30 protein-coding genes and 1 tRNA gene are annotated in these 25,015 nt (G+C 62.9%); 10 read left to right on the plus strand and 21 right to left on the minus strand.

Translation table 11 applies throughout. The annotated features are described in order from the left end of the window. Positions 1-2: 2 nt before the first annotated feature. A complete protein-coding gene (locus tag CH286_RS03000) occupies positions 3-671 on the minus strand; it encodes an SDR family oxidoreductase (protein ID WP_037155170.1) in 669 nt (222 codons plus the stop codon). A 62-nt stretch (positions 672-733) separates the two neighbouring features. Here CH286_RS03000 and arsC point away from each other — a divergent pair, with 62 nt between their 5' ends. Continuing rightward, a complete protein-coding gene (gene arsC, locus CH286_RS03005) occupies positions 734-1,117 on the plus strand; it encodes an arsenate reductase (glutaredoxin) (protein WP_052058787.1) in 384 nt (127 codons plus the stop codon). Between the two features lie 61 nt (positions 1,118-1,178). Continuing rightward, positions 1,179-1,679: a redox-sensitive transcriptional activator SoxR gene (gene soxR / locus CH286_RS03010; protein ID WP_080730484.1), complete on the plus strand. Its 501-nt coding sequence runs from the start codon at positions 1,179-1,181 to the stop codon at positions 1,677-1,679. Here soxR and CH286_RS03015 read toward each other — a convergent pair. The 6 genes from CH286_RS03015 to CH286_RS03035 form a co-directional block, all read right to left on the minus strand. Next, a complete protein-coding gene (locus tag CH286_RS03015; RefSeq protein WP_032404300.1) occupies positions 1,595-2,497 on the minus strand; it encodes an SDR family oxidoreductase in 903 nt (300 codons plus the stop codon). The genes soxR and CH286_RS03015 overlap by 85 nt on opposite strands. Positions 2,498-2,571: 74 nt before the next feature. Beyond that, on the minus strand, positions 2,572-2,742 hold the full coding sequence (locus CH286_RS27740) for a hypothetical protein (protein WP_165430185.1): 171 nt from the start codon (positions 2,740-2,742) through the stop codon (positions 2,572-2,574). A gap of 74 nt (positions 2,743-2,816) precedes the next feature. Beyond that, positions 2,817-3,491, minus strand: a complete 675-nt coding sequence (locus CH286_RS03020) for a ScbR family autoregulator-binding transcription factor (RefSeq protein ID WP_032404301.1) — start codon at positions 3,489-3,491, stop codon at positions 2,817-2,819. A gap of 188 nt (positions 3,492-3,679) precedes the next feature. Further along, positions 3,680-4,114: an effector binding domain-containing protein gene (locus CH286_RS03025; RefSeq protein ID WP_242640307.1), complete on the minus strand. Its 435-nt coding sequence runs from the start codon at positions 4,112-4,114 to the stop codon at positions 3,680-3,682. Continuing rightward, positions 4,111-4,566 carry a GyrI-like domain-containing protein gene (locus CH286_RS03030; RefSeq protein ID WP_032377291.1) on the minus strand — a complete coding sequence of 152 codons (456 nt, stop codon included), beginning with the start codon at positions 4,564-4,566 and terminating at the stop codon, positions 4,111-4,113. The genes CH286_RS03025 and CH286_RS03030 overlap by 4 nt, the downstream gene beginning before the upstream one ends. Positions 4,567-4,706: 140 nt before the next feature. Then, a complete protein-coding gene (locus tag CH286_RS03035; RefSeq protein ID WP_037155165.1) occupies positions 4,707-5,906 on the minus strand; it encodes an MFS transporter in 1,200 nt (399 codons plus the stop codon). 85 nt (positions 5,907-5,991) lie between these two features. Between CH286_RS03035 and CH286_RS03040 the strand changes: the two genes are divergently transcribed. Further along, on the plus strand, positions 5,992-6,882 hold the full coding sequence (locus CH286_RS03040; protein ID WP_032404303.1) for a LysR family transcriptional regulator: 891 nt from the start codon (positions 5,992-5,994) through the stop codon (positions 6,880-6,882). A 129-nt stretch (positions 6,883-7,011) separates the two neighbouring features. On the opposite strand, the gene CH286_RS03045 is transcribed toward CH286_RS03040, so the two are convergent. The 7 genes from CH286_RS03045 to CH286_RS03075 all read right to left on the minus strand — a co-directional run bounded on the left by CH286_RS03045 (position 7,012) and on the right by CH286_RS03075 (position 12,905). Then, positions 7,012-7,893 (minus strand): glycosyltransferase family 2 protein, encoded by an 882-nt coding sequence (locus CH286_RS03045; protein WP_176458116.1) that lies wholly within the window; start codon positions 7,891-7,893, stop codon positions 7,012-7,014. A gap of 241 nt (positions 7,894-8,134) precedes the next feature. Further along, positions 8,135-8,671, minus strand: coding sequence for an acyltransferase (locus tag CH286_RS03050; RefSeq protein ID WP_052058785.1), 537 nt, complete (start codon positions 8,669-8,671; stop codon positions 8,135-8,137). Positions 8,672-8,795: 124 nt separating this feature from the next. Beyond that, positions 8,796-8,868 (minus strand) — tRNA-Ala (locus CH286_RS03055). A gap of 55 nt (positions 8,869-8,923) precedes the next feature. Beyond that, positions 8,924-9,793, minus strand: coding sequence for a divisome protein SepX/GlpR (sepX, locus tag CH286_RS03060; RefSeq protein WP_032377294.1), 870 nt, complete (start codon positions 9,791-9,793; stop codon positions 8,924-8,926). 145 nt (positions 9,794-9,938) lie between these two features. Next, positions 9,939-10,586, minus strand: coding sequence for a GNAT family N-acetyltransferase (locus CH286_RS03065; RefSeq protein WP_032404305.1), 648 nt, complete (start codon positions 10,584-10,586; stop codon positions 9,939-9,941). A gap of 72 nt (positions 10,587-10,658) precedes the next feature. Beyond that, positions 10,659-11,918 (minus strand): molybdotransferase-like divisome protein Glp, encoded by a 1,260-nt coding sequence (glp, locus tag CH286_RS03070; RefSeq protein WP_032377296.1) that lies wholly within the window; start codon positions 11,916-11,918, stop codon positions 10,659-10,661. A gap of 33 nt (positions 11,919-11,951) precedes the next feature. Continuing rightward, positions 11,952-12,905 carry a UTP--glucose-1-phosphate uridylyltransferase gene (locus CH286_RS03075; RefSeq protein WP_032377297.1) on the minus strand — a complete coding sequence of 318 codons (954 nt, stop codon included), beginning with the start codon at positions 12,903-12,905 and terminating at the stop codon, positions 11,952-11,954. A 107-nt stretch (positions 12,906-13,012) separates the two neighbouring features. On the opposite strand from CH286_RS03075, the gene CH286_RS03080 reads away from it, so the two are divergent. The 5 genes from CH286_RS03080 (at position 13,013) to CH286_RS03100 (ending at position 16,028) form a co-directional block, all read left to right on the plus strand. Next, on the plus strand, positions 13,013-13,609 hold the full coding sequence (locus CH286_RS03080) for a 5-formyltetrahydrofolate cyclo-ligase (RefSeq protein WP_094608296.1): 597 nt from the start codon (positions 13,013-13,015) through the stop codon (positions 13,607-13,609). A 143-nt stretch (positions 13,610-13,752) separates the two neighbouring features. After that, the gene (locus CH286_RS03085; protein ID WP_032377299.1) at positions 13,753-14,109 is read left to right on the plus strand and encodes an FmdB family zinc ribbon protein; all 357 of its coding nucleotides are present in this window, start codon (positions 13,753-13,755) and stop codon (positions 14,107-14,109) included. An 88-nt stretch (positions 14,110-14,197) separates the two neighbouring features. Further along, a complete protein-coding gene (locus tag CH286_RS03090; RefSeq protein WP_094608297.1) occupies positions 14,198-14,860 on the plus strand; it encodes an SAF domain-containing protein in 663 nt (220 codons plus the stop codon). A gap of 43 nt (positions 14,861-14,903) precedes the next feature. Then, positions 14,904-15,380 carry a large conductance mechanosensitive channel protein MscL gene (gene mscL / locus CH286_RS03095; RefSeq protein WP_094608298.1) on the plus strand — a complete coding sequence of 159 codons (477 nt, stop codon included), beginning with the start codon at positions 14,904-14,906 and terminating at the stop codon, positions 15,378-15,380. A gap of 213 nt (positions 15,381-15,593) precedes the next feature. After that, positions 15,594-16,028 (plus strand): hypothetical protein, encoded by a 435-nt coding sequence (locus CH286_RS03100; protein WP_094608299.1) that lies wholly within the window; start codon positions 15,594-15,596, stop codon positions 16,026-16,028. A gap of 130 nt (positions 16,029-16,158) precedes the next feature. Here CH286_RS03100 and CH286_RS03105 read toward each other — a convergent pair whose 3' ends face one another. From CH286_RS03105 to CH286_RS03140, 7 genes are all read right to left on the minus strand, one after another. Further along, a complete protein-coding gene (locus tag CH286_RS03105) occupies positions 16,159-16,602 on the minus strand; it encodes a hypothetical protein (protein ID WP_094608300.1) in 444 nt (147 codons plus the stop codon). A gap of 146 nt (positions 16,603-16,748) precedes the next feature. Next, positions 16,749-17,549: an MspA family porin gene (locus tag CH286_RS03110; RefSeq protein ID WP_094608301.1), complete on the minus strand. Its 801-nt coding sequence runs from the start codon at positions 17,547-17,549 to the stop codon at positions 16,749-16,751. Between the two features lie 772 nt (positions 17,550-18,321). Beyond that, a complete protein-coding gene (locus CH286_RS03120) occupies positions 18,322-18,819 on the minus strand; it encodes a MogA/MoaB family molybdenum cofactor biosynthesis protein (protein ID WP_032377304.1) in 498 nt (165 codons plus the stop codon). A gap of 89 nt (positions 18,820-18,908) precedes the next feature. Further along, entirely contained in the window at positions 18,909-20,483 is a 1,575-nt protein-coding gene (locus CH286_RS03125; protein ID WP_094608303.1) for a S1C family serine protease, read from the minus strand. Between the two features lie 102 nt (positions 20,484-20,585). Next, complete coding sequence (locus CH286_RS03130) at positions 20,586-22,055, minus strand: HAMP domain-containing sensor histidine kinase (RefSeq protein ID WP_032404311.1); 1,470 nt, start codon at positions 22,053-22,055, stop codon at positions 20,586-20,588. Continuing rightward, entirely contained in the window at positions 22,055-22,741 is a 687-nt protein-coding gene (locus CH286_RS03135) for a response regulator transcription factor (RefSeq protein ID WP_032377306.1), read from the minus strand. Before CH286_RS03135 ends, CH286_RS03130 begins: the two co-directional genes overlap by 1 nt. Positions 22,742-22,796: 55 nt before the next feature. Beyond that, positions 22,797-23,411 carry a trimeric intracellular cation channel family protein gene (locus CH286_RS03140; protein WP_032404313.1) on the minus strand — a complete coding sequence of 205 codons (615 nt, stop codon included), beginning with the start codon at positions 23,409-23,411 and terminating at the stop codon, positions 22,797-22,799. A gap of 111 nt (positions 23,412-23,522) precedes the next feature. Here CH286_RS03140 and CH286_RS03145 point away from each other — a divergent pair, with 111 nt between their 5' ends. Both CH286_RS03145 and corA read left to right on the plus strand, forming a co-directional pair. Beyond that, positions 23,523-23,804 carry a PASTA domain-containing protein gene (locus CH286_RS03145; RefSeq protein ID WP_094608304.1) on the plus strand — a complete coding sequence of 94 codons (282 nt, stop codon included), beginning with the start codon at positions 23,523-23,525 and terminating at the stop codon, positions 23,802-23,804. Between the two features lie 150 nt (positions 23,805-23,954). Then, complete coding sequence (gene corA, locus CH286_RS03150) at positions 23,955-24,971, plus strand: magnesium/cobalt transporter CorA (RefSeq protein ID WP_094608305.1); 1,017 nt, start codon at positions 23,955-23,957, stop codon at positions 24,969-24,971. Positions 24,972-25,015 lie beyond the last annotated feature (44 nt).

Here is a 25,015-nt window from a genome sequence, read left to right on the forward strand (position 1 = left end):
CCTCAACCGACCGCGTCGACTGCGTCGACGATGGACGTCGAACCGGACGTCAACATCAATGTCTTGTGTACTGCTCCACCGGTATCGAGCAGCTGCGCGATCACGGCGGCCACATCGGCACGCGTCACCTCACCCGATTCGAGAGGTGGCTCGGTGAGCGATACCGAGTTCGTGGGATCTTCGTCCGTCAATTTGCCCGGACGCAGAATGGTCCAGTCGAGACCGGACCTGGCCGAAACATTCTCTTCTGCAGCAGTTTTGGCGTTGATGTAGGCCTTCCAGCCATCGTCCAAGTCCTCTGCCACCGGCTCTCCCGCACCGAACGAGCTGATCAGCACGTAGCGGCGAACACCGGCCTTCTCGGCCGCGTCGGCCAGCAACACCGCGCCCGCGCGATCGACGGTGTCCTTGCGCTCCGGGCCGCTGTTGGGTCCGGCACCCGCCGCGAACACCACTCCGTCGGCACCGTCGAGAACGGCCGCCAACTCGTCGACGGACGCGGACTCGAGATCGATCACCTGCGGCAGCGCGCCGAGTGCTGTGACGGCATCGACGTGGTCGCCGTTGCGAATCAACGACACCGCACGATCTCCGTGCGCCGTGAGTACCTGCGTCAGATGCTGGGCGATCTGGCCGTGCCCACCTGCAATGACAATCCGCTTGTCGGTCATAACCACTCCCGTTCCTGGCCTGAATCTGTCGGCTTGGCTACCCGCGTGGCAAGATCGCAAACATGACCGTCCCTGGGGAGAGGAGCCTGCGGAACGACCCATCAGGCTCGGCAACCATCTACCACAATCCGCGGTGCAATACCTCGCGCACTGCGTTGAAATTGATCGAGGAAGCGGGCGTCACTCCGCGAGTGGTCCGATACCTCGAGTCACCGCCCACCGAGGACGAGATCCGTACCTTGCTCGCCGACGCCGGTCTCGAACCCCGGCAGGCCGTTCGCACCCGCGAGAGCATCTACAAGGAATTGGGCCTCGGATCCGCGGACGACGACACGTTGATCGCCGCGATGATCGAGCATCCGATTCTCATCGAACGCCCGATTGTGGTGACCGAGAAGGGAACCGTGCTGGCGCGGCCAGCCGACAAGGTACACACCGTTCTCTGATCTTCGTGGCCTCGGTGAGCAGCTCGCACAGGAAGGCAAGACCTGAAGTAATGTCGAGGTCGTGCCGATGCCCGAGTGGAACGTTCGTGAGCTGACTCCAGGCCAACTCTCCGAGCGCAGTGGCGTTGCCGTGTCTGCGCTCCACTTCTACGAGAAACAGGGGCTGATCACCAGCCGCCGAACCACGGGCAATCAGCGCAGGTTCCACCGCGAGACCTTGCGACGCGTGGCGTTCATCCGTATCTCACAGAAGGTCGGAATTCCGCTGGCCGAGATCCGGCAGGCACTGAGCGAGCTTCCGGACGAACGGACGCCGACGCGCGAGGACTGGGCCCGCCTCTCGACGCGGTGGCATCGCGAACTCGATTCTCGAATAGAACAATTGACCAGGCTGCGCGACAACCTGACCGGGTGTATCGGCTGCGGATGTCTATCTCTTGCCGGCTGTGCTCTGGCCAATCCACACGACGAGCTGTCTCATTCGGGTCCGGGTGCGCGCACGCTGGATGTCGATTTCGACGACCCCTCCACGCGCCGCGGCACCAGCAACTTCGAAAATTGATCGTTGGCGCGCTGCAGCACGAACTCGTAGGGCGGCGCGAACTTGCGGGCCATCCAGTAACCGAACCTGATGTCGTTGGAGGAGTACACGAGGTACTTGCGCTTGGCGATTCCGGTGAGGATGGCATCGGCGACCACGGACGGTTCGACGGCACGCTTCTCGAATCGATGCTGCAACTTCTGCACACGCGGATCGTCCCGGTCGACGCCGGCAATCTGAAGTGTGTTCACCAGACCGGTTTTGACGCCGCCCGGCACGACAAGGCTGACGCCGATTCCATGGCGCTTGAGGTCGTATTTGAGTACCTCGGACACTCCGCGCAGGCCGTATTTGCTTGCGCTGTACGCAGCGTGCCACGGAAGAGGAATCAATCCGGCCGCGGACGAGACGTTGACCAGATGACCGCCGCGTCCGGCCTCGACCATGGGCGGCAGAAACTTCTCGATGATGTGAATCGGCCCCATGAGATTGACGTCGACCATCGACTTCCAGTGCCGGTGCTCGAGGTTCTCGACGGTTCCCCACGCCGAGATGCCGGCGATGTTCATCACGACGTCGAGGCTGCCGAACTCGGCATGGATGTCGTCCGCAAACGCGGTGACCGCCTCGAAATCGGACACATCGAAGGGCAGCGAGTGGCTGACGGTACCGCCCGCGCGACCGACCATGTCCACCGTCTCGGCCAATCCTGGGCCGTTGATGTCGGTGAGGAAGAGCTCCGCACCCACCTCTGCGGCAGCGATGGCCGTCGCCCGACCGATTCCGCTGCCCGCGCCCGTGATCAACGTCTTTTTGCCGCGCAGATCGTATGTAGCCATCGAAGCCTGTATCCCCCACCGGTTGCCACGTTCAGTTCGATTTCGACCCTACGCGGTGACGACCGACAGGGTTGTCACAATCTTTGCGACATCTCGTCTCGGTAGTCGGCAATGGTGTGCTCGATACGCGCAGCGTCGTCGTCCGCACCGCGTTTGCGCGCGTCGTCCGCGCGCTGCTGCAAAGTGCCGATCGCTTTCCGCAGTTCGTTGTCCGACATTCTCGATTTCTGGGCAGTGTGTTCCATGTCACACAGTGTGCCCGGCGCGCAGAAGCCCGGCAAGCACTACCCGATCACGAAATTTTTCGGTACGAAACTTCTCAGACGGTGACGGATGCGGAAGTGATGTTCTCGCGCACGAAACTGGACAGACTCCGTGCTGCGAACTCACGGAAATAGGCGAGCTTGTCGGCGGGCACGAGCGATGGGAGCACGGTGTTCCATACCTTTTCCATCCGTGCGGGTGCGTCTTCGAGACGTGACTGCGCCTCGGACACCATCAAGACTCCGGCGAGCATCTCGCACACCAGCAATGCCGCGTTGCCCGCATCCAGGTGATCGGCAACGTCGCCGTGCTCGATCGCCCGCTCGAAAAGATGCTCGAAGATGTTTCCCCACGTGCCGAACACACTGCCACGCGCAGTGTCGGAACCGTCGATCTCCATCTGCAACCGGTACATGACTCGAACCAAAGGATCCGACGCCGCGAGCTCGAGCACGGAGTACGAGATTCCGATGACGGATTCGAGCGCCGGGCTACGACTGTCGACCAGGCCTGCACACGCGGTTGACACCCGCTCGTGGCCTTCGTCGACGATCGCGCGGGCCAACTCTTCCTTGGACGCGAAGTGGAAGTACAACGCCCCTTTGGTCACGCCGGACTGCGCGGAAACCTGACTGAGGGTGGCATTTGCGTGCCCCACCTCGAGAAAGAGATCTGCCGCCGCGCGTAGTGCTGCTGCGCGCGTTGCTTCTGCTCTGAGTTGTCTCACCATGTTGCTGCACCCCTGCTCTGTCGACCTTGCGATGACATCGACGCCCTGTCCACGCTGCCTGCCCGTCGACCGACGGCGTGAGAGCCGAATTGACGACGCCCAATCGGGCCGACTGCGTTCGACAATAGTAACCGGTTCGATGGTGACTTTGTGATTCGAAAGTGACTATTGCGTGAAGAAGGTTCCGTTTACAAAACTATTGAAATGAAAAGTTCCACTTCTCCAGATTTTGTAACGACTTCGACTTCCTCTTTGTATGCCCGAAAAATTAGCCCGGACGCCACACAGTCGTCGACCTGAGCCCACACGTCCTCGACAGGGTCTGCCAAAGAACCACTCGGCGTGAATACTGCAAACACACCGGTCGGTATTGAAACGAACACATCCCCCGCATCGACGTCAGCAGGAGAATCGACCGAAACAGCGACGACTGCATTGACCGTGCCGTGCGGATCCGGCACGTAGACCGTGCTCACTTCGTTCGCGCCGATGTGCTTCTCGCGCACACGATCTCGCAAGAATCGCATCCACTCGCTACCGCTGGATTCGGCACCGGCGTCCACTCTCGGCGCTACCAATCCACTGAACAGTTCCGCACTGCGCGCTGTCACTCGAAAGCTCACGACGAACCACCGGGCACCGTGATCGCCAGATAGAGATCGATTTTGTATGCGTGCGGATAGCACTCGTAATCGCCGGTGAACGATCGCACTATCTCACCCTGTTCCTCCGCATGATCGATCTGAGTCCACAGACGGGTGAGAACCTCGGGGAAATACCCCACTGCAGAAAATCGTGCATATTTCGCGGCGGGGACTTTCGCGACAAGGTGCCCTCGCGCAACTTGACCCAGCGAAGAACACAGATAACCGACTATCTGTGTGTTGTAAGAGCCGATACCGGGGGCGAAGTCGGTGTAAATGGAAGCCAACGGTCCCGACGTGTCCTGATTGAGCACCGCCGACCAGGCCTGATCCAAAGCGGGGTCGTTGAGCCTGCCCAGTGCCCGTTTGGGGCTGCGAACTGGAAGACCGGCAACCCACGTTTCGGGGAGGTCGACGATCTCGAACGACATTCGTACTCCCAAAGAGAAGTTGCAGGGGCAGATCCTGTGCTCGGAACCGGTCCGGTCGAGGATATCGCCCGTCAATCTACCGGCCCGACGGGCAGGTCGATCGTCAATCGATCAACCATACCGTCAGCCCGTTTCGACTGCTAACCAACTTCTGCACGCACAGCCGATGCTTCGGGCGCTCTCAGGTGTCGGGCCGCCAGTACCGCGACCACCAGGCCGAATCCACCGACACTCAGCCATGGCAGCAGGTCGATCGCGGACGCCGCGAAGGTGCCACCGACGAATCCGCCTGCAGCGATGGCGAGGTTGACCAGCGCGACGTTGAGTGTCGCGGCGAACCCCCCGCCCAGTGCCACGACCGCAGTGGTCACGATCGGAAGCGCGGCCATCTGCGCGGCACCCCACACCGCCAGCGCGGGAAACACCACCGCCGCGGAGCCACCGGACAGTGCGAGCGCGGCCACCGCGACCATCGCGATCACTGCCAGCACGGTCACCCAGAACGTATCGGCACGTCCTCCCAGGTAACCCCCGATGGCATTGCCCAGCAAGCCCGCTACGCCGAATACGCCCAGCCCCATCGAAATGCCGCCGGATCCCATTCCGGCCGACTGTTCGAGGTAGACACCGAGGTAAGGAAAGAAGAAGTTGGACACGAGCAGAATTCCGACAGCCACTCCCAGCAAGCCGAGAACGCCGGGCACGGTGACCACCCGGAGTTGGTGCATGCCCCCACGTACTCCCGACCCCTCGATTCGACGCGGCAGAACGGTCCACAGACCCGCTGCCAGCACCGCTCCGAGCACGGCCAGCGCCACGAACACTGCACGCCAGCCAGCAACCCCGCCGAGATACGTACCGATCGGTGCCCCGAGGAACATCGCGCTCATCAGACCCCCGAAGACCAGAGATACGGCCTTTCCGCGCGCCTCAGGCGCAACGAAGGTGGTGACGGTACTGACGGCCACGCCGAGCGCGACCCCCTGCGTCGCCGCAGACGCGATGCGTCCGATCAGAAGCAGCGGCAGTCCGGGCGCTGCTGCCGCAACCAGATTCGCCGCCGCGAATACGAACAGAAGCGCGGTCAGCAGTGCGCGTGGATGACGGTGCGCCAGGGCGAGGCCCAGTGGGATGGCGAGAATTCCGACCGAGAGCGCATACAGAGTGACGGTGAGCCCGGCGGCACCGACGGTGGTGTCCAGATCCCGGGCCAGCTGAGGAACGAGTCCGATGGCCACGAACTCTGCTGTTCCGATCACGAATGCGACGGCGGCGAGCAACAGGACAGGGGGCGACAGCAGAGATCGCTGCTGCACATGGGCATACACGGTGGACGTCATGTCGACGACGCTAGAACCGAATCGGTATAGGATCAAAGACGAATTTGCAGTGCACTGTATAGACAAATGCTATAGGAGCCGGCGAATGAGTATCCGCCAGTACGAATACGCACTCGCCGTGGCCGAGGAGGGGTCGGTGACCGCGGCGGCCGAGAAGCTCCGCGTCGCTCAGCCGTCGATATCGCAACAGATCAGGTCGCTGGAGAAGGAACTCGGCGTGGAATTGTTCGTCAGGACTTCCCGCGGACTGAGCCTCACCGTTGCCGGACGCGCCTTCGTCAAGGAGGCATCGATCGCGGTGTCCGCCGCTCGCCGCGCTCGCGCTGCCGCAACGGCCTGCTCCGGCACGGTTGCCGGCGAGCTGGTCGTCGTCGTCGAGACCGGACTGGGGATGTGCCAACTCCCGCGAGCCATCGGAGAGTTGCGGCGACGGTATCCCCGCCTCGAGGTGACCCTGTACGAGGAGTCGGACCCCCAGGCCATCGACCGCTTGGTGCGCACCGGCGAAGCAGACCTGGTGCTGTCCAGCGACTACGGCCACTACGACCCCGACGCCACGGTCATCGGCGACGAATCGTATGTCGTCGTACTGTCCGAAGGACATCCGCTGTTGACGAGGAAAGTACTGACGCTGAAGGAACTGGCGTCTCAGCCGTGGGTTCGACTTCGACGGGGCAGTGCTCGCGACGACGTCATCACGCACGCACTTCGCTCGCACTCGTTGTCCGTATCGACGGTCGCGCGCGCATCCCAACTGGCCACTGCGGTCAAGCTGGCTTCGGAGGGTCTGGGCGTCACACTGATACCGGCCTCAGCCGTCCCACCGGGATACGGGCACCTTGCGCGCCCGCTCGATCCGCCGGTGTCGCATGCCGTTCGCGCAAGCGTCCGCTCGCCTTCCGGTCCCGCCGAGTCTGCGTTGCTCGACTATCTGGGCCACGAGAATTGGTGCGGCCTCGACCTCGTCCACGCCTGAGGCCGACAATTTCATCGCCCTGATTTTCGGACGAAACGGGCTTTGTAGATATTGCCCCACGGTTTATCGAGAGCCGAACAATCGACGACTTATTACATTGCTGTTATTCACCGTCGAGCAACCGAGAATTCACTTCCCGGAGGCGGCCGCAAATCGATCTTCGCGAATGGCGGACAGATGTCGGTCGGATGTATCGCTCGAGTCGGAATGTGAAACCGGGAGAATGCGCGAATCACATGTGGACAACATGCGCGTCAGCGGCCAATGAACAGTGTGCAGGATCATGTCCGCGACCAACAATCGACGCAGCGACTTACCCGCCAGGCTGTGGAACGCCCAGGTCCGATAGGAACTGAGTACATAGTGGCGGTATTCGAGTGGCGGTGTGAGCAGTCGACGCCCCGACACCTCGACACACATCGTCTTGATCTGTGCGATGTGCAGCCCGACGCGGTAGAGGCACAGCGAAAGATCGATGTCCTCGTGCAGGTCGGTTCGCAAACTCACTCGGTCGCGGGCCGCCTCCCAGGCAGAGCGACGAATGGAGAAGTTGTTGCCGGACGCTGCAGATACCCGCAGCTCATCGGGCTTTCGCTTGGTCGTGTACTTGACGAAGGCCCGGTAAGGAGCAGCCCAGGGCGAGTCGTAGAGAAAGATCGGTCCGGTCACCGCGGCGTAGTCCAGCCGTCGATCGAAGAAGTCCAGAATCGATTTCGCCCAGCCTGCGCCGACGCGGGTGTCGGCATCGATGCGTCCGATGATCGATCCGCTCGCGTGATCGAATCCGGCATTTCGTGCATGCACGACTCCCCGCTCGCACTCGGCTACGAGTTTCACCATCGGAAATCGACGTCGGCGGTCGAGCACGATCGCGGCGGTGTCATCGGTGGAGTTGTTGTCGACGACGATGATTTCGTGAATGTGTTCTTGCTGCTCGAGCAGTGCATCCAAGCATTCACCCAAGTGGGCGGACTCGTTGAATGCAGGAACAACGATCGAAAGAGTGTTCACCCGTGCCAACCCCTGACGAATTGTTTTGGCAATCGTGTGGCTCGATTCGATTGCAGAATTCGTTAGTCCCGAAATACGAGCCGCGGACGGATCTGATGCTACCTCACTATTGCGGGAAGATAATTCGTCGATTTATGCATGATAAACAATATTAATTACGACTGAAGATCACCGAACGTACTTCGATTCACCCGAATAACGATAAAACGGGTGATCAGCCGGTTCAACCGTAGTGAGCCGACTAATCGTTCAGGCTTCGGATTCGTCTCGCCGGACTGCCCACGTAGACCCCGTCGGGATCACAGTCCTTGGTCACCAGAGAGTCGGCACCGATGATGCAGCCCGAGCCGACGCGGACCCCCGGCATGATGACGGCACTGGAGCCCACCCAGGTTCCCGATCCGATCGTCACCGGTCTGCCCACCAAGCGCCCTGCCCGTCGAGTCGGAGCGCCCACCTCGTGCGTGCTGGTCAACACGCGTACATGATCGGAAAGGAAGACCCCGTCACCGATATCGATGTTCGCCACCGTGTCGAAGTAGCAGCCGTAATTGACGAATACACCGGCACCCAGACGAAGCACGCCTCGCCCCTGGACCATCTGACCGCCGTAGACGAGCGCCTGGGCACCTCCCCGCACACGCGCTCCCCGTAGCGCACGTCCGCGGAGAATCGCGGGCAGAAGCGGGCAGTTGGCCAACGCCACCACGGCCGACTGCCGCACCTGGAACACAGCCCAGAGGACGTCGTCGGCTACGTATCCTCGCCAACCTCGCATGAGCAAAACCTTAGCTGTGCGCACTGAGCCGACCGAGCGGCACACGCCGATCGCAACAAGCGGCGACCAATACGAAAACAGGCCCGATCGACAGTGTCGACCGGGCCTGTAATCCATTGCGGTGTGGAGCTGAGGGGAATCGAACCCCTGACCTTCTCGATGCGAACGAGACGCGCTACCAACTGCGCCACAGCCCCTTTGCCGTCAGCGAGACCGGCTGGGTAACTCTAGCAAAGCCGTGTCGGACGGCTGCTACGCGCCCTGCGCCCGGCGCAAGTTCCGATCGTCGTCACGGCTGGCCTGGAACGGCTCGTCGTAGTGGTCGAGATGTTCGAACTCGGGATCCTCGTCGTCGATCTCGAGCACAACTGCACCGGGTCGACGCAGTCGCTGCGGGACGAGCTCGAGCTCTTCGTCGGTCTCCGACTCCACCCCGAGCCGGGACCGGCCCATTCGGGTGAGCCGACGCCGGCGCACCTCTTCCTCGATCTGCACCTGCCTACGCAGGTAGTACAGATAACCGACGAGGACGGCGACGGACAGACCGCACAGCCACCAGATCGTCGGAGAAATGATGAACGCCAATGCCGCTGTGGTGATCGCGGCGAAAACCAGACCCAGTACTGCGCGCTGCCGGAAGGCATACCGCGCAGCGCGGGCGATCGCGTCCGCCTCGGGATCGAAACCGCCGCGGCCGCGTCGGCGAGGCACGAAGTCGTCGTCGACGACACCGGGTTCGTGCGCGGCTGATCTCTCGCGCGCTGGTTCCTGAACCGGTGCGTCGCGTTCGAGATCGTTCTCTGCTGCGTGAGTGTCCATCGGGTCCTCCGCGGTACCGGGTAGATCGGGTGAGTCGATACGAACAGTCGCCAGTGTCGGGCCGAAGATCTCACGGGCAGGCGCGGAGACTCGAAGGTCGTCCTCCGGCCGCCAGTCAGGATCGCTGCGGTGGCCGGTCGCTGGGCCGCGCTGCTTTCGCTTGGTGCCACCCCGATGCAGCACGCGCGTGGCGAGCGCCGCGTCCGTGGTCTGCATGATCTGGGGACGCTTGGTCATCAGCATGGGAAGAAGAACGAAGAGCCAGACGGCCACGAGACCGATCCAGATGATCGAGTTCGGCATCGGCGATGTTCTCCTCCCTTGGGCAACGGCGACAGTCGTGACGACATCAGGCTATGGGGAGGAGGTGCAAGAACGACGCAGACGCGCCGACCCGAATTACACTCCTGTCACTTTGACAACAGGAGTGCCATCTTCTCGGGAGATATCAGGCCCATGCGGCCCGCCCCGAACGAACCAACCGATCGACGACGGTTCCCTGTACTTCACCGGAGGTGATGGCCACGAGCTTGTGATCGCGCCATTCACCGTCGACGTCGAGGTACTTGTAGAGCAGACCTTCTTCGCGGAACCCGACGTTGCGCAGCACGGCCTGGCTGGCGAGGTTTTCCGGTCGCACCGTCGCTTCGACGCGATGGAGTCCGACGGGGCCGAAGCAGTGGTCGAGTCCGAGCGCGAGTGCTGCCGTAGCGACGCCCTTACCGTTGACGTCCTTGGACACCCAGTAGCCGATCCATGCGGACCGCAATGCGCCGCGAACGATGTTTCCGGTGGTGATCTGCCCACAGAATTCGCCGTCGACCTCGATGACCATGGGCAGCATGTGCCCTTTGCGAGCCTCGGACTTGAGGCCCGAACACAGGGTGGGCCAGGACGAGATGTGATGCCGTGAATTCCAGCTGCCCTCGCCGCTGGGTTCCCAGGGCTCGAGGTGTGCCCGATCTTCGGTGCGAATCCGGCTCCAGGCTGCCGCGTCTCTCATCCGTACCGGGCGTACCGTCACGGTTCCGCCGGCCACTCTCACAGGACCCAATTTCGCCGGCCAACCTGGGTGGCTCGACCACGTTCGCGGCATCCGTCGATGGTATGCGCTACGCGCAGTGGCGGGGTTATGCGCCCTCCGCGGCGCTTGAACGTGCCACTGGCGTCAGCCACGTTGAGCGAGGAACGAGACCTTCACTTCTTCGCCGGTGCGGATTTCGGTGACCTCGGGATCGATGACGACCAGGCAGTTTGCCTCGGCGAGGGTCGCGAGGAGATGCGACGACGACCCCGGCGCGCCCCCGAGCGCCTGAACCAGATACTCGCCCGTGCCCTCGTCGCGCATGAGTTGGCCCCGAAGAAATCCTTTGCGGTCCTCGATCGAGGTGATCGGCGCTACGGTTCGCGCCGTGACGGTCCGACGCATCGGCTGTCGTCGACCGAGCGCAATGCGAATCAACGGACGCACCATCACCTCGAACACCACCAGCGCACTGACGGGGTTCGCCGGCAGCAAGAAGGTGGGTACTTCGTCGCGTCCGAGTTGGCCGAACCCCTGCACCGACCCGGGGTGCATGGCGACTCGTTCGACCTCCATGTCGCCGAGCTCACCGAGAGCTTCTCGCACCCCGTCCGACGCGCCGCCGCCCACTGCCCCGGCGATGACGACGATCTCGGATCGGATCAATTGGCCCTCGACCACCTCGCGCAGACGCTTGGGATCGGTACTGACGATCCCGACGCGGTTGACGTCGGCTCCGGCGTCGCGCGCTGCGGCGGCGAGAGCGTAGGAGTTGACGTCGTACACCTGTCCGGGCCCGGGGGTCCGATCGGTATCGACCAGTTCACCACCCACGGAGATCACCGACAGCCGGGGACGCGGATGCACCAGCACCTTGTCGCGGCCGACCGCCGCGAGCAATCCGACCTGAGCGGCACCGATGATCGTGCCTGCGCGGACCGCCACGTCACCGGGCTGTACGTCGTCGCCGATCTTGCGGACGTAGTCACCCGAGCGCACCGGACGGAACACCTTGACGCGGGCTCGACCGCTGTCGGTGCGATCCAGCGGCAGCACCGCATCGGCCAGGGTGGGCAGCGGCGCGCCGGTGTCGACTCGTACTGCCTGGCGCGGTTGCAACCGGATGGGTTGACGCGACCCGGCCGAGACCTCGCCGACGACGGGCAGCGTCAGGTCGATGCGCTCGTCTTCCTCGTTGCGCAGATCCGTACCGGCGGCTGCCACATCCACGCTGCGCACTGCGTAGCCGTCGATCGCCGCCTGATCGAAACCGGGAAGAGGACGCTCGGTGACCACTTCCTCGGCACACAGCAGGCCCTGTGCTTCCGAGATGGCGACCCGAACAGGCCGTGGAGCCACCGCCGCGGCGGTCACTCTGGTCTGCTGATCTTCGACCGAGCGCATCTGGCCCTTCCTCTATGGCATCGACCCGCGATGCTATTCGTACGTTGTCAGTTCCGGTGCCCAGCTGTCGCTCAAGCGTTCGTTCAGCCATTCGCGCAGCGCCGGACCGTAGTCGTCACGTTGTAGAGCAAAGTCAACCGCAGCGCGCAGGTATCCCCCGGGATTTCCGAGGTCGTGTCTCGATCCACGGTGCACCACCACGTGCACGGGATGGCCTTCTTCGATGAGAAGCGCGATGGCATCGGTGAGCTGCAGCTCGCCGCCGGCACCGGGCTTTATCCGTCGCAGAGCGTCGAAAATCGCGCGGTCGAGCAGGTACCGGCCCGCTGCAGCCAGGTTGGACGGGGCGTCCTCCTGCTTGGGCTTTTCGACCATACCGGTGACCTTGAGGACGTTCGGGTTGACCGCGTCGGGCACGATCTCGACGGAGAAGACGCCGTAGGAGGAGACCTTGTCGTCTGGAACCTCGATGGCACACAGCACCGAGCCGCCGCGCTTGGCGCGCACGCGAGCCATGACGTCGAGCACACCCCGCGGCATCACCAGATCGTCGGGAAGAAGAACTGCGACCGAATCCTCGTCGTCGTCGAGGGCTTCTTCGGCACAGGCGACGGCATGCCCCAGTCCGAGCGGTTCGTGCTGGATGACCGACTGCACGTCGAGGAGTTTGGGGGCGACGCGCACCTTTTCGAGCATTTCGAGCTTGCCGCTCGCTTCCAGCTTCTTTTCCAGAACGAGGTCCTCGACGAAGTGGGCGACGACGCCGTCCTTGCCGGGTGAGGTGACGATGACCAACCGCTGTGCACCGGAATCCGCCGCTTCTCCGGCGACGAGTTCGATACCTGGTGTGTCGACGACCGGAAGCAGTTCCTTCGGAACGGTTTTCGTGGCCGGCAGGAACCGGGTGCCCATGCCTGCGGCAGGAACGATGGCCGTGCGGAAATGCACAGGCGTGGCGGCGGTCGTCGCGGTAACGGCTTCTGTCATGGTGCTCACCCTATCCATGGTTTCTGGTGATCTGCTCGCCGTGTGCTGCGTTCTACCTCCGAGTGCATATCGTTGATCGACTGCACACGAAGGGTGAGTGAACCGTTGTGACCGTTCCCGAATTCTCGGAGAACACGCCCAAGGATCGATGGCGGGCGCATGTCCTCGCCGAACGCCGACTGCTCGACGATGCGCAGCGCGCGGTGGAGTGCTCCGAACTCTGCCATGTCGTGGCAGAGTTGGCGGCCGAACACCCGTCGGTGGCCGCGTACGTGCCGGTCGGCCGGGAGCCGGGTTCGATCGAGATGCTCGACGCGATGGCCGCGGCCGGCTCGACAGTCTTGCTTCCGAGTGCGCACGAGCCGGGACCGTTGCGCTGGGTGACGTACTCCGGGAGCGAATCGCTGGTGGCCGCACCCTTCGGCCTGCTTGAACCCTCCGGACCGGTCCTCGATCCCGATGCTGTGTCGGCCTGTTCGCTGGTGCTGATTCCGGCGCTGGCCGTCGATCGGCGTGGCGTCAGACTCGGACGCGGCGCGGGGTTCTACGACCGAACACTCGACCTGTGCGGACCCGACGCGATGCTGGTCGCGGTGGTGCGCGACGGCGAAGTGGTGGATCGACTACCGGACGAGCCACACGACCGAAGGGTGACGCACGCGTTGACCCCCGGCGGCGGACTCGTACGCTTGGGTACGGAATAACGTTCCGATTCGATTGGTTGGCACTCCTGACTGTAGAGTGCTAATGCTCTCCCAGTTTCGACGAACAGATAAGACACCGGCGGTGTTCGGCCTCGGCTCGCAGAGCAGCCAATCTCCTCGGTGACCAGCGCGGAGGAATCACGATGCCCACTTACTCATACGCATGCACCGAGTGCGACAACCGCTTCGACATCGTCCAGTCCTTCACCGACGACACGTTGACGGTGTGCCCGGCATGCTCCGGCAAGCTTCGAAAGCTGTTCAATTCCGTCGGCATCGTCTTCAAGGGCAGCGGCTTCTACCGCACCGACAGTCGCGGTGGCTCGAGCACCTCGAGCGAGGGCGCAGGCGAGAAGAAGTCCGATGCCGCCGCCGCGAAGTCGGATTCGAAGTCCGAGTCCAAGTCCGACTCCAAGCCGGCCGAAAAGAAATCTTCCGATTCGTCGTCGTCGAGCTCCTCGTCTTCGTCGTCCACCACGAAAGCTGCTGCAAGCCAGTAGATTTCCGCTTCATCCACAGGCCGGGCCGTTATCCACAGCCCGGCCTTTTCGGCGTTCGAAGTGCCCTCGTCGGCGATAGCGTTCCAGCATGACCGCTCGTAAGAACCGACTCGACTCGACTCTGCTCGATCGCATCACCCTGCGGCCGGCGTGGGTCGGCTCCCCGAAGTTCCGGCGGGTGGCGGCAGGCGCATTGGTGGCACTTGCAGCAGTCTTGTTCGTCGACGACGCCGCCGGCGACGACCGAGTCGAAGTGATCACCGCAGGACGCGATCTGACACCCGGGACGGTTCTGGCGCCGGCCGATGTGGTCGTCAGCGACTGGGATTCAGCCAGTGTTCCCGAGGGCGCACTGATCGATACGGGTGCGGTGGACGGCCAGACGCTCACCGGGCCGGTACGAGCGGGCGAATTGCTCACCGACGTACGCCTACTCGGATCTCGGACCGCCACGACGGCACTGGGCACCGAGGCACGCGTCGTACCGGTGCATCTCGCGGACGCCGGAGTGAGCGACCTGTTGCGTGAAGGTGATCAGGTCGACGTGTTGACCGTCGAGGTACAGGAAGACCCGAACGCCGTCCCCGCCGCCCGAGTGCTGGCGTCGGGCGCCGTGGTCGTCCTCGTCTCCGCCGACGCCGGGGGCAGCAGACAGCGAGATCGCGTGGTGCTGCTCGCGTTACCGACCGACGATGCGACGACGGTGGCCGCCGCGTCGTTGGTCAGCGCGCTCACCGTCACGCTGCACTAACGTTTCTCGAGACAGAACAAACCGAACGTTGGGAGAAGGGCTCATGCTCAAGGGCTTCAAGGACTTTTTGCTGCGCGGCAACGTCGTGGATCTCGCAGTCGCGGTCGTCGTCGGTGCGGCATTCACGGCCATCGTCACCGCATTCACCACCAACATCATCAACCCCCTCGTCGCCGCCCTCGGTGGCAGCAACGAATACGGGTTCGGCTTCAACATCACGTCGTCCCCGGAATCGTTCGTCAATGTCGGCGCGGTCATCACAGCGATCATCAACTTCATCATCATCGCGGCGGTTGTCTACTTCGTGCTGATCCTGCCGGTGAACACCGCGAAGAAGCGCTTCGTCAGCCAGCCGGAGAAGGAACTGAGCGACGTCGACGTGCTGGTGCAGATTCGCGACATCCTCGCGGGCGGAACCGCAGCGGGACAGAAACTTTCGACGGCCGCCGACACCACCGGCGGTAGCGGAGAAGCAATCGATTCCTCCTCCCCCGACCTCGGGAAGCACTCGAAGGACTGACATCTCACTCTCGCCCGCGCTTGGTGGGCCCCTTATCGAATGAATGTGCCAGTCACGCACTCTGAGTGCGTGACTGGCACATTCATTCGTTGGCGGGGTTAAGCAGGCTTCGAGCTCCCCTTCCTGTCCGTGATAGCAGTGTCCAAACTTGCGATCGTGCCGCCGTCAATTTTCAAATTCCGAAACTGATTATCAGAAGGAAGGCTTCCCTAGATGACAGAGAACGACCCAACAGACCAAATTGGACAGATAAGGCTCTGGTCTTTCATCTGCCTCGCGTCCAGCCTCGCCATTGCAGTGGGAAGTCTCGCGCCTTGGGCGACGGTTCTCACGTTCAGCAAAGGCGGCACAGAAGGCGATGGCACCATCACCCTTGTGCTTGGCGCAATCGCCTCCGTGTTGTCATTCATCCTCGTCGCCCGAGATGGGGCTGCCCTGCTTGGAGACCGCTACATACTCCCTCTACTTGCACTAGTCGTCGTTGTGATCGCGGCTTACGACATCGTCAGCGTCGGAGAAGTCACGTTTGAAGTGCTGAGCGCTGAAGCGAACCCTGCAGTTGGATGGGGATTGTGGTTTGTCATGATCGGCGGATTGTTCCTGCTCAGTGGCTCAATTCTTACTGCGCTGAAATTTGAGGAGTACTGATGACGAACGCGCCGTAGGGCTACTATCTGACACCTGAGGGTCTGCAAGATTGTGCGCCATTCACGTTGTTTGACAACGTGAATGGCGCATTCATTCACTCAGCGGTGCGTCGAGACGCGGCCGGCGAAACTCAGTTGGTGAAGGTAGACAGCGGAAGCGCGTCGAGGGTGATCGTCGTGCCGTCCGTCTCGCATGCAGACTTCACTGCTGCACCGTTGTCGACGAAGGCCTTACCGGATTCGCTGTCGGTGGTCGAGAGTTCGAGTGTGTCCGCCGGCAGTCCATCGCTGAAGGTCGTCAGCGAGCTCGCGACATCGCCTGATGCGGTGCCGGGCAACGCTTTCAGCTTGTCGACTGCGGCCTGCTTGTCTGCAGTCCACTTGTCGATGTTCTCTGCTGATCCTGGTCCCGCTGCAACCAGTCCCACGAAGGCGTTGTGGTCGGTGGCGAAGGTGTTGCAGACGTCGGTGTTCTCGCCGGAGGCCGCTGGCTCGTCGCTGCTACAACCGGCGGCGAGGCCGAGAGCAAGGATCGCTCCCGCGGCGACGACTGTGAAACGGGCTTTCGAGTGCATCTTCGGTTCAGTGCCTCTCTGTATACGTCGAACTACTTCTGTGCAGAACATAGTTCAGGCCCGTACGGAGTGATCCGTACGGGCCTGAACTTGTCTCGAATTTCAGCAGGTGACGTTACGTCACCGAGCTACAACCGATTCGGAAATCAGTTGAGGCGAACCGGGACGCCGTAGGTGATGGCCGTGTCGCCCGTTGCGCTGGTCAGCGAAACGTACGGACGGATGGTGACGTTGCCCAGGATGCCGGTGGCGGTGCCGTGCAGGTTCGCGACCTGGATGGATCCGCTGGTGCCTGCTGCGTCACCCTCGGAAGAGGTGATGTCGGCCTCTTCGTTCTTGAGTGCATATGCGCTCTCGGACTGGACGACGCCGGGGCCGTTGGTCAGTGCGATGGTGCCGGTGGCCTGCGGGATCAACTGAACGCCGACGTCGAGGCCGCTGGTGGAGGTGCCCTTGCCGCCGAGATCGACAGTCGGTCCGGCCAGAAGCTCTCCGGTAACCGGGTCGGTCGGCCCAACGAGCGGGATGTTCCCCGTAACCGAGGACTCGTTACCCGAGCCGAGGTTGAACTCTGCCGAAGGCGAGGACCAAGAGACCTCGACGCCACCGTTGAGGCTCAGCGGGTAGCCGATCTGGTAGCCGATCTTGAGGGTGCCCTCGAAGTCGTCGGCCGTGGGGCCCTGGACATCCCAGCTGGCCCTACCGTTGGCGAACCACTCGCGGGTGAGCGGGTTGCCGTCGAGCGGAGCAACACCGTTGATGAAGGTGTCGGACAGCGTCACCGTGACGGTGTTGCCGTCGCCGTCGACGATCGAGTTGGAGCTGTCGACAGCGGCGGAAGCGGTTCCGGTACCGAGCACCAGGCCGACTACCGAAGCGCTGGCAGCAACTGCGACGCTCATGGACTTGAGTCCCCGGCTGCGCCGCGACTTCTGGATCTCCGTCATTTATTCCTCATCATGTTCAGTCCCAGCGCGGTGTCGCACGGGGAAGCTTGTGGCTTTCACCCTCGAACTAGATCGCACGCAACGGTGTGTGCGAGCCCGAGCCGGATGGAGCCGTGAAGGCCACATCCTCGTTCAACAGTTCCGAGATGAAGGGCGCGGCACCGGTTGGTCCCACGCCCTGATCCTTGGAAGCTGAGGGGAACATTAGAGGAGATGCCTGACCGTGACAATCCCTACGATCGGCCGCCAAACGTTGCCGACTCGTGATGTGTTTCGACGGCGTGAACAACTTTCACAGCAGTGTTAGCGATAACCCAAGTCACAGCATCTCTCGAAGGCGTCGAACTGTTACATCCGCCTCATTCACGTAAACACACCCTGATGTGGGAATACTCCGACATCGTCATGTCCCGATCGGCCGAATAGTCCGGTCTGCCCAGCGTCCGCTACGCCCGTTTTGAGCCTTGTCGTCCGAAGCTACCAATGGGTAGCTCGCTAACGGTAGGTAAACGAGTAACTAACAGACCTGTCATTCCAGCCAAGAAAATGTGTCGTGGATCACATCAAAAGTAATGAGGTGGTCGCTGCTGCTTCAACCATTCGTCCGACTGCGAATCGCTCGACTGCGCATCCGGGCCGTCGTTTCGCTCGTCTCCAGTCGTCTCGGGGAGTACTTCGCCGAAGATGCGAGCGAGCCGGGCCCGTTCTGCTCGGGCCCGGCTCGCTTGGTCTTCGGCCGATCGATCGTCGTTCGGCTCGTTCATCGGCGTCGCTACGCGTCCAGCCCCGACAGCTCGGCTATGACCTGGCTCGCCAGCGGCGTCAGCGTGGCCATGCCGTCGCGAATAGCTGCCCGCGACGACGCCAGGTTGACCACCAGGGTGCTGCCGGACACCCCGACCAAGCCTCTCGACAGGCCCGCGTCCAGCGAGCCTGCTGCCAGACCCGACGAACGCAGCGCCTCGCTGATACCCGGAATCTCACGATCGAGCACCTCGGCGGTGACATCGGGGGTCACGTCGCGCGGCGAGACGCCCGTGCCGCCGATCGACACCACCAGATCGACTCCACCGATCACCGCTGTGTTGAGGGCATTTCGCACGTCTACTTCGTCGGCAGTCACTGCGACAACGCCGTCGACGAGAAACCCTGCCTCGGTCAACAGTTCGGTGACGAGAGGTCCCGTCGAATCCTTCTCGGTGCTGTGCGCAGTCCGGTCATCCACGATGACGACCAACGCGCGCCCTGCCAGTGGTGCGTCGAGTTCCATACCGCTCACCGTAGTAGTAAGGCCTCCACCCGGCTCACGCTGTGCATAAATCGTTGCAACCGTCCCGTGCCTGCCCGCTTCCCGCAACATCAGCGACCGCCCGGGAAGGACGGGATCTGGAAGGGCAACTGCTGTTCCTGCTGCTGGGTCTGAGGCTGCTGCTGGGCCGCGGCCGGATCCGCCGTTCCGAGCGTCACCTTCGCCGTCTTCTCGCTACCACCGTCCGTGTAGGTGACGGTGACGGAGTCTCCGGGGGCGTGCGAGCGGACCGCCGCGATCAACGCGTCACCGCTCGAGATGATGCGATCGTCCAGCTTGGTGATGACCGCGCCCTTCGGAATTCCTGCTGACGCCGCCGGACCCCCCTCGGTGGCCTCGACGACGGTCGCGCCGTTGGCATCGTCCTTCGACGGCACCTGAACCCCGATCATGGCCTGGGTCGCCTTGCCTGTGGTGGTCAGCTCGTCGGCGATGCGCTTCGCCTGATCCACCGGGATTGCGAACCCGAGCCCGATCGAGCCGCTCTGCGTACCGGATCCCTCGCTTCCGCCGAGTGTGGCGATTGCGGTGTTGATACCGATCAGCTGGCCATCGGTGTTGACGAGCGCGCCGCCGGAGTTGCCCGGGTTGATCGCAGCGTCGGTCTGGATGGCGTCGATCACAGAGTTCTGATTGCCGGACTCACCGGAAGTCGACACCGGCCGGTTGAGTGACGACACGATGCCGGTGGTGACGGTGCCCGCCAATCCGAGGGGTGAACCGATCGCGACAACCTGCTGTCCCACTTCGAGATTCGACGACGAACCGAGTTCGATGGGTGTCAGATTGGATTTGCCCTCGGCCTTGATGACGGCCATGTCCGACACCGAGTCGGCACCGACGATCGTGGCGTCGGCCACCGAGCCGTCCGAGAATGCAACGGTGAGTTTGCCGTTGGCGCCTGCGCCCGTCGCAACGTGGTTGTTGGTGAGGATCAAGCCGTCGCTGCTGAGGATGACGCCCGAGCCCTCACCCTCTTCCTGCGAACCCTTGACCTGAATCTGCACCACACTCGGGAGCACCTTGTTCGCGACGGCCTGAACGGAGCCGTCAGGGAAGTTCGCGGCAGGTTGCGCGGCTGTGACAGTCGAGTTCAACGAATTGCTGACTGCGCCACCGTTGCCGTTGGCGTTGTTGGTCGCAATCGCACCGACCGCGCCGCCGATTCCGCCACCGACCAGAACGAGAGCGATGGCTCCGGCCACCAGCGCCGAGCGACCGGGCCGGGTCTTCACAGCGCCGTGCGTCGAATTCGACTGCGGTGCAACGTGCTGCGGCTGGGCATGAGCCTGCGTGGACGCCTGGGGATGGCCCTGCTGGCCGTACGGCCCGTAGCCGGGCTGGTAGGCCCCCTGTCCGTAGCCGGCGTACTGCTGCGGGTAGCCCTGCTGCGGCGGTTGCGACCCTGCGTTGTGGGGTTCGTTCTGCTGAGACGGGAACTGCTGCGTCGGGTGCTGCTGAGTGGAATCCTGCTGAGCCGGATTCTGCTGAGTCGGATGCTGCTGTGTCGGATGCTGCTGGGTCGAGTAGCTCTGCTCGTCGCCGCCCGAAGCCCGGTTCGCCGGATGCTGCTCGGACCCGGCACCCTGTCCGGGCTGTTCGGATTCGTTACGGTCGTCACTCATCGTTGCTGCTTCCTTCAGTAGAGACCTCGATATCCGAGGTCCGCCCGCCTTCTTGCTACTCACTGTGCAGGGCGGTACTGAGAGCGCGCTGAGATCCGGCTATCAGTTTGCCGAGAGTGTGTGGGGATCCGGGGCACCTTCGCCCGGCAGCACGATCCGAATGAGCGCACCGCCGCGTTCGGATACCTCGACCCCGATGGTGCCGCCGTGCTTGACGACCACCTGTCGCACGATGGCAAGCCCCAGGCCACTTCCGGGCATCGAGCGCGACGCCGTGGAGCGGTAGAAGCGCTCGAACACCAGCTCGCGATCTTCCTCGGGGATGCCCGGGCCCGCGTCGTCCACCGTCAACTCGAGCAGACCATCACCGATCTGCCGCATAGCGATTCGTACTTCCCCGCCGCTCGGACTCCACTTCGCTGCGTTGTCCAGCACATTCAGCACTGCCCGCGACAGTCCCGCTTGGTCGCCGTAGACGAACCACGGCATCAGGGTTGCCTCGAAGTCGATTTCGTTGCGGCGTCGGCGTGCTCGTTCGAGGCTGCGTTCGACGGCATCGGCAAGGTCGACGCGCTCGAACACCGTCTCCGGTGCGTCCTCACGCGCCAGATCGACCAGATCTCCTACCAGCGTGGACAGTTCCTGGATCTGCGCCACCACGTCGGTTCGCAGTTCGGCCATGTCCTCGTCCGGAATGGACGGCGCACCGGGGCGACCGGCCGCGATGAGCAACTCCATGTTGGTCCGAAGCGATGTCAACGGTGTGCGCAGTTCGTGGCCTGCGTCGGCGACCAATCTGCTCTGCCTGCCCCGAGATTCGGCGAGCGCCCGGAGCATCGTGTTGAAACTCTCTGTCAAACGGGCTAATTCGTCGTCACCGGTTACCGGAATCGGCGTCAGATCATCGGTGCGCGCCACTCGTTCGGCTGCGGCTGTCAATCGAGCGATCGGCCGTAAACCGGTGCGGCCCACAGCCATGCCTGCGCCGGCAGCCAACACCACGCCGCAGCCACCGACGATGAGCAGAACCCATGCCAGACGATCGAGCACTTCTCCGGTGGGTAGCAGTCGTTGCGCGACGACGAGGGTGCTGCCGTCCTCGGTGCGGATGGCCAGCACTCGCTGATCGTCGAGCGTGCGCAGCGACGATTCCTGATCTCCGCGCACCACGGCGAGTTCGGCGTCGCCGATCGGGACCTTCGGCCCGGGAGGGTTGTAGCTGGACATGTCCGGATAGATCAGCGCCACACTCACGTCGGTGCTGTACAGCGTGGCACCGGCAACGAAGCGAGGATCGTACGAAACCAGGGTCGACTCCGCCAAAGCCGATGCACGAGAACGCAATTGCGTGTCCACATCGCCGTACAGCGCCCGCGACACAACCGTGTACGCGGCAATGGCCATGACCGCGACCGCAATTGCCACGACCGAGGCGGCCAGCAGCGTCACCCGCCAGCGCAACGACACCGATCGAGTCAGAGGCGTCGGCGGCCGCATTGCTGTCGGCGGCCGCATCGCGGTGGGCGAGCTTCCGCCGACGTCGGCCGTCTTGCGTCCGAACGGAGCGACCATCACGGGGGCGTTTCGCGTAGGACGTATCCGACACCGCGAACGGTGTGGATCAGCCGCGACTCCCCCTCGGCCTCGGTCTTACGGCGCAGATAGCCGACATACACCTCGAGCGCGTTGCCCGACGTCGGAAAGTCGTAGCCCCAGACTTCTTCGAGGATTCGACTTCTGGTGAGGACTCGGCGTGGATTGGTCATCAGCATCTCGAGCAACGAGAATTCGGTTCGGGTGAGGCTGATGGAGCGCTCGGCACGCGAGACCTCCCGGGTGACCGGGTCCAGAGACAGGTCCGCGAACGTCATGGTCTCCGAGTCGATGCCCGCCTCCATCGCAGTGCGCCGTAACAACGCCCGCAGACGGGCCAGTAACTCTTCGAGCGCGAACGGCTTGGGCAGGTAGTCGTCGGCCCCCGCATCGAGACCGGCGACCCGCTCGGACACAGAATCCCGAGCCGTCAGCACGAGAATCGGCAGGTCGTCGCCGACACTGCGCAATCGCCTGCATACTTCGAGGCCGTCGAGCCGAGGCATCATCACGTCGAGTACCAACGCATCGGGCCGCCCCGCCGCTACCTGCTCGAGCGCGTCGAGCCCGTCGACAGCCAGGTCCACGGTGTACCCGTTGAACGTCAGCGACCTGCGCAACGACTCACGCACCGCTCGATCGTCGTCGACCACCAATATCCGCATTCGTACAGTTTGTCCTGGTCGACTGAGATCTGTCTGAGAGGGGTACCTACTCCGCCTAGAGCACCGGAAGGTTCCGTGCGAGCGGGAGGTTCCACTTCCGCCACAGCGCAAGCAGACGCAACCCAGTCGCAAGCACTGTTCCCACTACCAGTCCCACGTTCTCCGGCAGTGCCAGAACATCGGCCAGCACGACCGCCGACGCGCCGAGCAACGCAGGCAGGGCGTACAGATCCCGATGCAGCAGCAGGGGCACTTCATTGACCAATACGTCTCGGATCACCCCGCCGGCCACCGCCGTCGTGGTGCCGATGAGGGCTCCCGACAGGGCGCTTCCGCCGGAGGCCAACGCGATCGTCGCACCGGTCGACGCAAACAGCCCCATCCCGAAGGCGTCGAGCACGAGAACGCCGCGTCGCACCTTGCCCATCTGTCGATGAGCCACGAAGACGACCAACGACGCACAGAAGCCGACGGTGATGTTCGGCCACGTGTCCAACGACGTCGGAGGGTGGATTCCGAGAAGCAGATCACGAATGATCCCACCGCCGATACCGGTCGTGATTCCGACGACGCAGACCCCGAAAAGGTCCAGTCGTCGATGCACTCCGACCAGGGCACCCGACGCGGCGAACACCGCGATACCGATCAGGCCCAACACGTCGAGAAGCATCGGATCAGCATGTCACGGCACTGACAGGGTTTTGACAGCAACATCCGAGCGCAACCACAGGACCGACGAGCACATTCGAGTCGTCACCGATTCCAACCTCAGGAGCACGTCATGCGTATCGGATTCAAGAAGACCATTGCCACAATCGCCGTAGCCGGTTCCCTCTCACTCGGCGGCGGTGCCATCGCCCAGGCCGCGCCGGACCGGGCCACGATCCCTGCTGTCGCAGGGACCTCGGAATCGGACGCCCTGCAGGCACTCTCGGATGCCGGCTTCACCAACGTCACCACCGACTACGACCGCCCCGACGCCACCGTGATCGGAACGAATTTCCAGGCCGGAGCCAAGGTCAGCGAAAACGCGTCCATTCTGGTGATCGTCGGCAACGGCTAGCTCGACGGCAACAGGATCGACGTCGGACAGCCGCTCTCCTAGGGCACGTGCGCGAAATGCACTTGCTGCTGCGTCGCTTCACTGTTTCAGGCGATAGTCTCGATCGAGTGCCGTCCGGCACATCTGTTTCTCGAACCGAGGTGACCCGAAGTGCCGATCGTCGACAACGCCGTCTACGTGGAGGGGAAGCGAACCGCGAATCCCGAAAGCCTCGATATCACTTTCGAGTGCATGCGAGATCGCCACGGAATGGCATGGATTGGTCTCTACCGACCCGAACTCAGCGAAATCAACGCTGTGGCAAACGAGTTCGGACTTCATCGGCTGGCCGTCGAGGATGCCATTGCGGCCCATCAACGACCGAAGCTCGAACGGTACGCCGAGCAGCTCTTCGTCGTACTGCGCCCAGCCAGGTACATCGACGAGACCGAAAAGGTCGAATTCGGCGAATTGCACATTTTCCTCGGCGCGGATTTTGTGGTCACCATTCGCCACGCCGAATCGCCCGAACTCGGCAAAGTGCGGCACCGGCTCGAAGAATCCCCGGAATTGCTCGGACTCGGGCCCGAAGCGATCCTGTACGGCATCCTCGATCAAGTCGTCGACGAATACGTTCCCGTCATCAAGGGGTTGCAAACCGACATCGACGAGATCGAGGATCAACTGTTCACCGGCGATCCGAGTGTGTCGCGTCGAATCTATTCGCTTTTGCGTGAGGTATCCGAATTCGATCGTGCTGCAAAGCCTTTGGTCGACATGATCGAATCGCTCAAGCGCGGTTCGGACAAGTATCACGTCGACGTCGAATTGCAGCGCAATCTTCGCGACGTGCTGGACCACGCGATCCGCATCTCGGACCGCATCGAGGCGTTCCGGTCCAATCTGCAGAACGCGATGACCGTGCACTCCACCATGGTGGCGCAGCAGCAGAACGAAGAAATGCGCAACATGACTCAGGTCAGCCTGGAACAGAACGAACAGGTCAAGCGCATTTCGTCCTGGGGTGCAATACTTTTCGCGCCCTCGCTGATCGCCGCCATCTACGGCATGAACTTCGACGACATGCCCGAACTGAAATGGCAGTTCGGCTATCCACTCGCACTGATCGCCATGGTGATCTGTTCCAGCGCGCTGTACGTGGTGTTCAAACGCCAGAAGTGGTTGTAGAGCGGCTTCGCCGCATGTGAGTGGAACTTCGTAGCAGGGGTCGA

It is taken from the genome of Rhodococcus sp. WWJCD1 (assembly GCF_002258735.1).
Classification (GTDB): domain Bacteria; phylum Actinomycetota; class Actinomycetes; order Mycobacteriales; family Mycobacteriaceae; genus Rhodococcoides.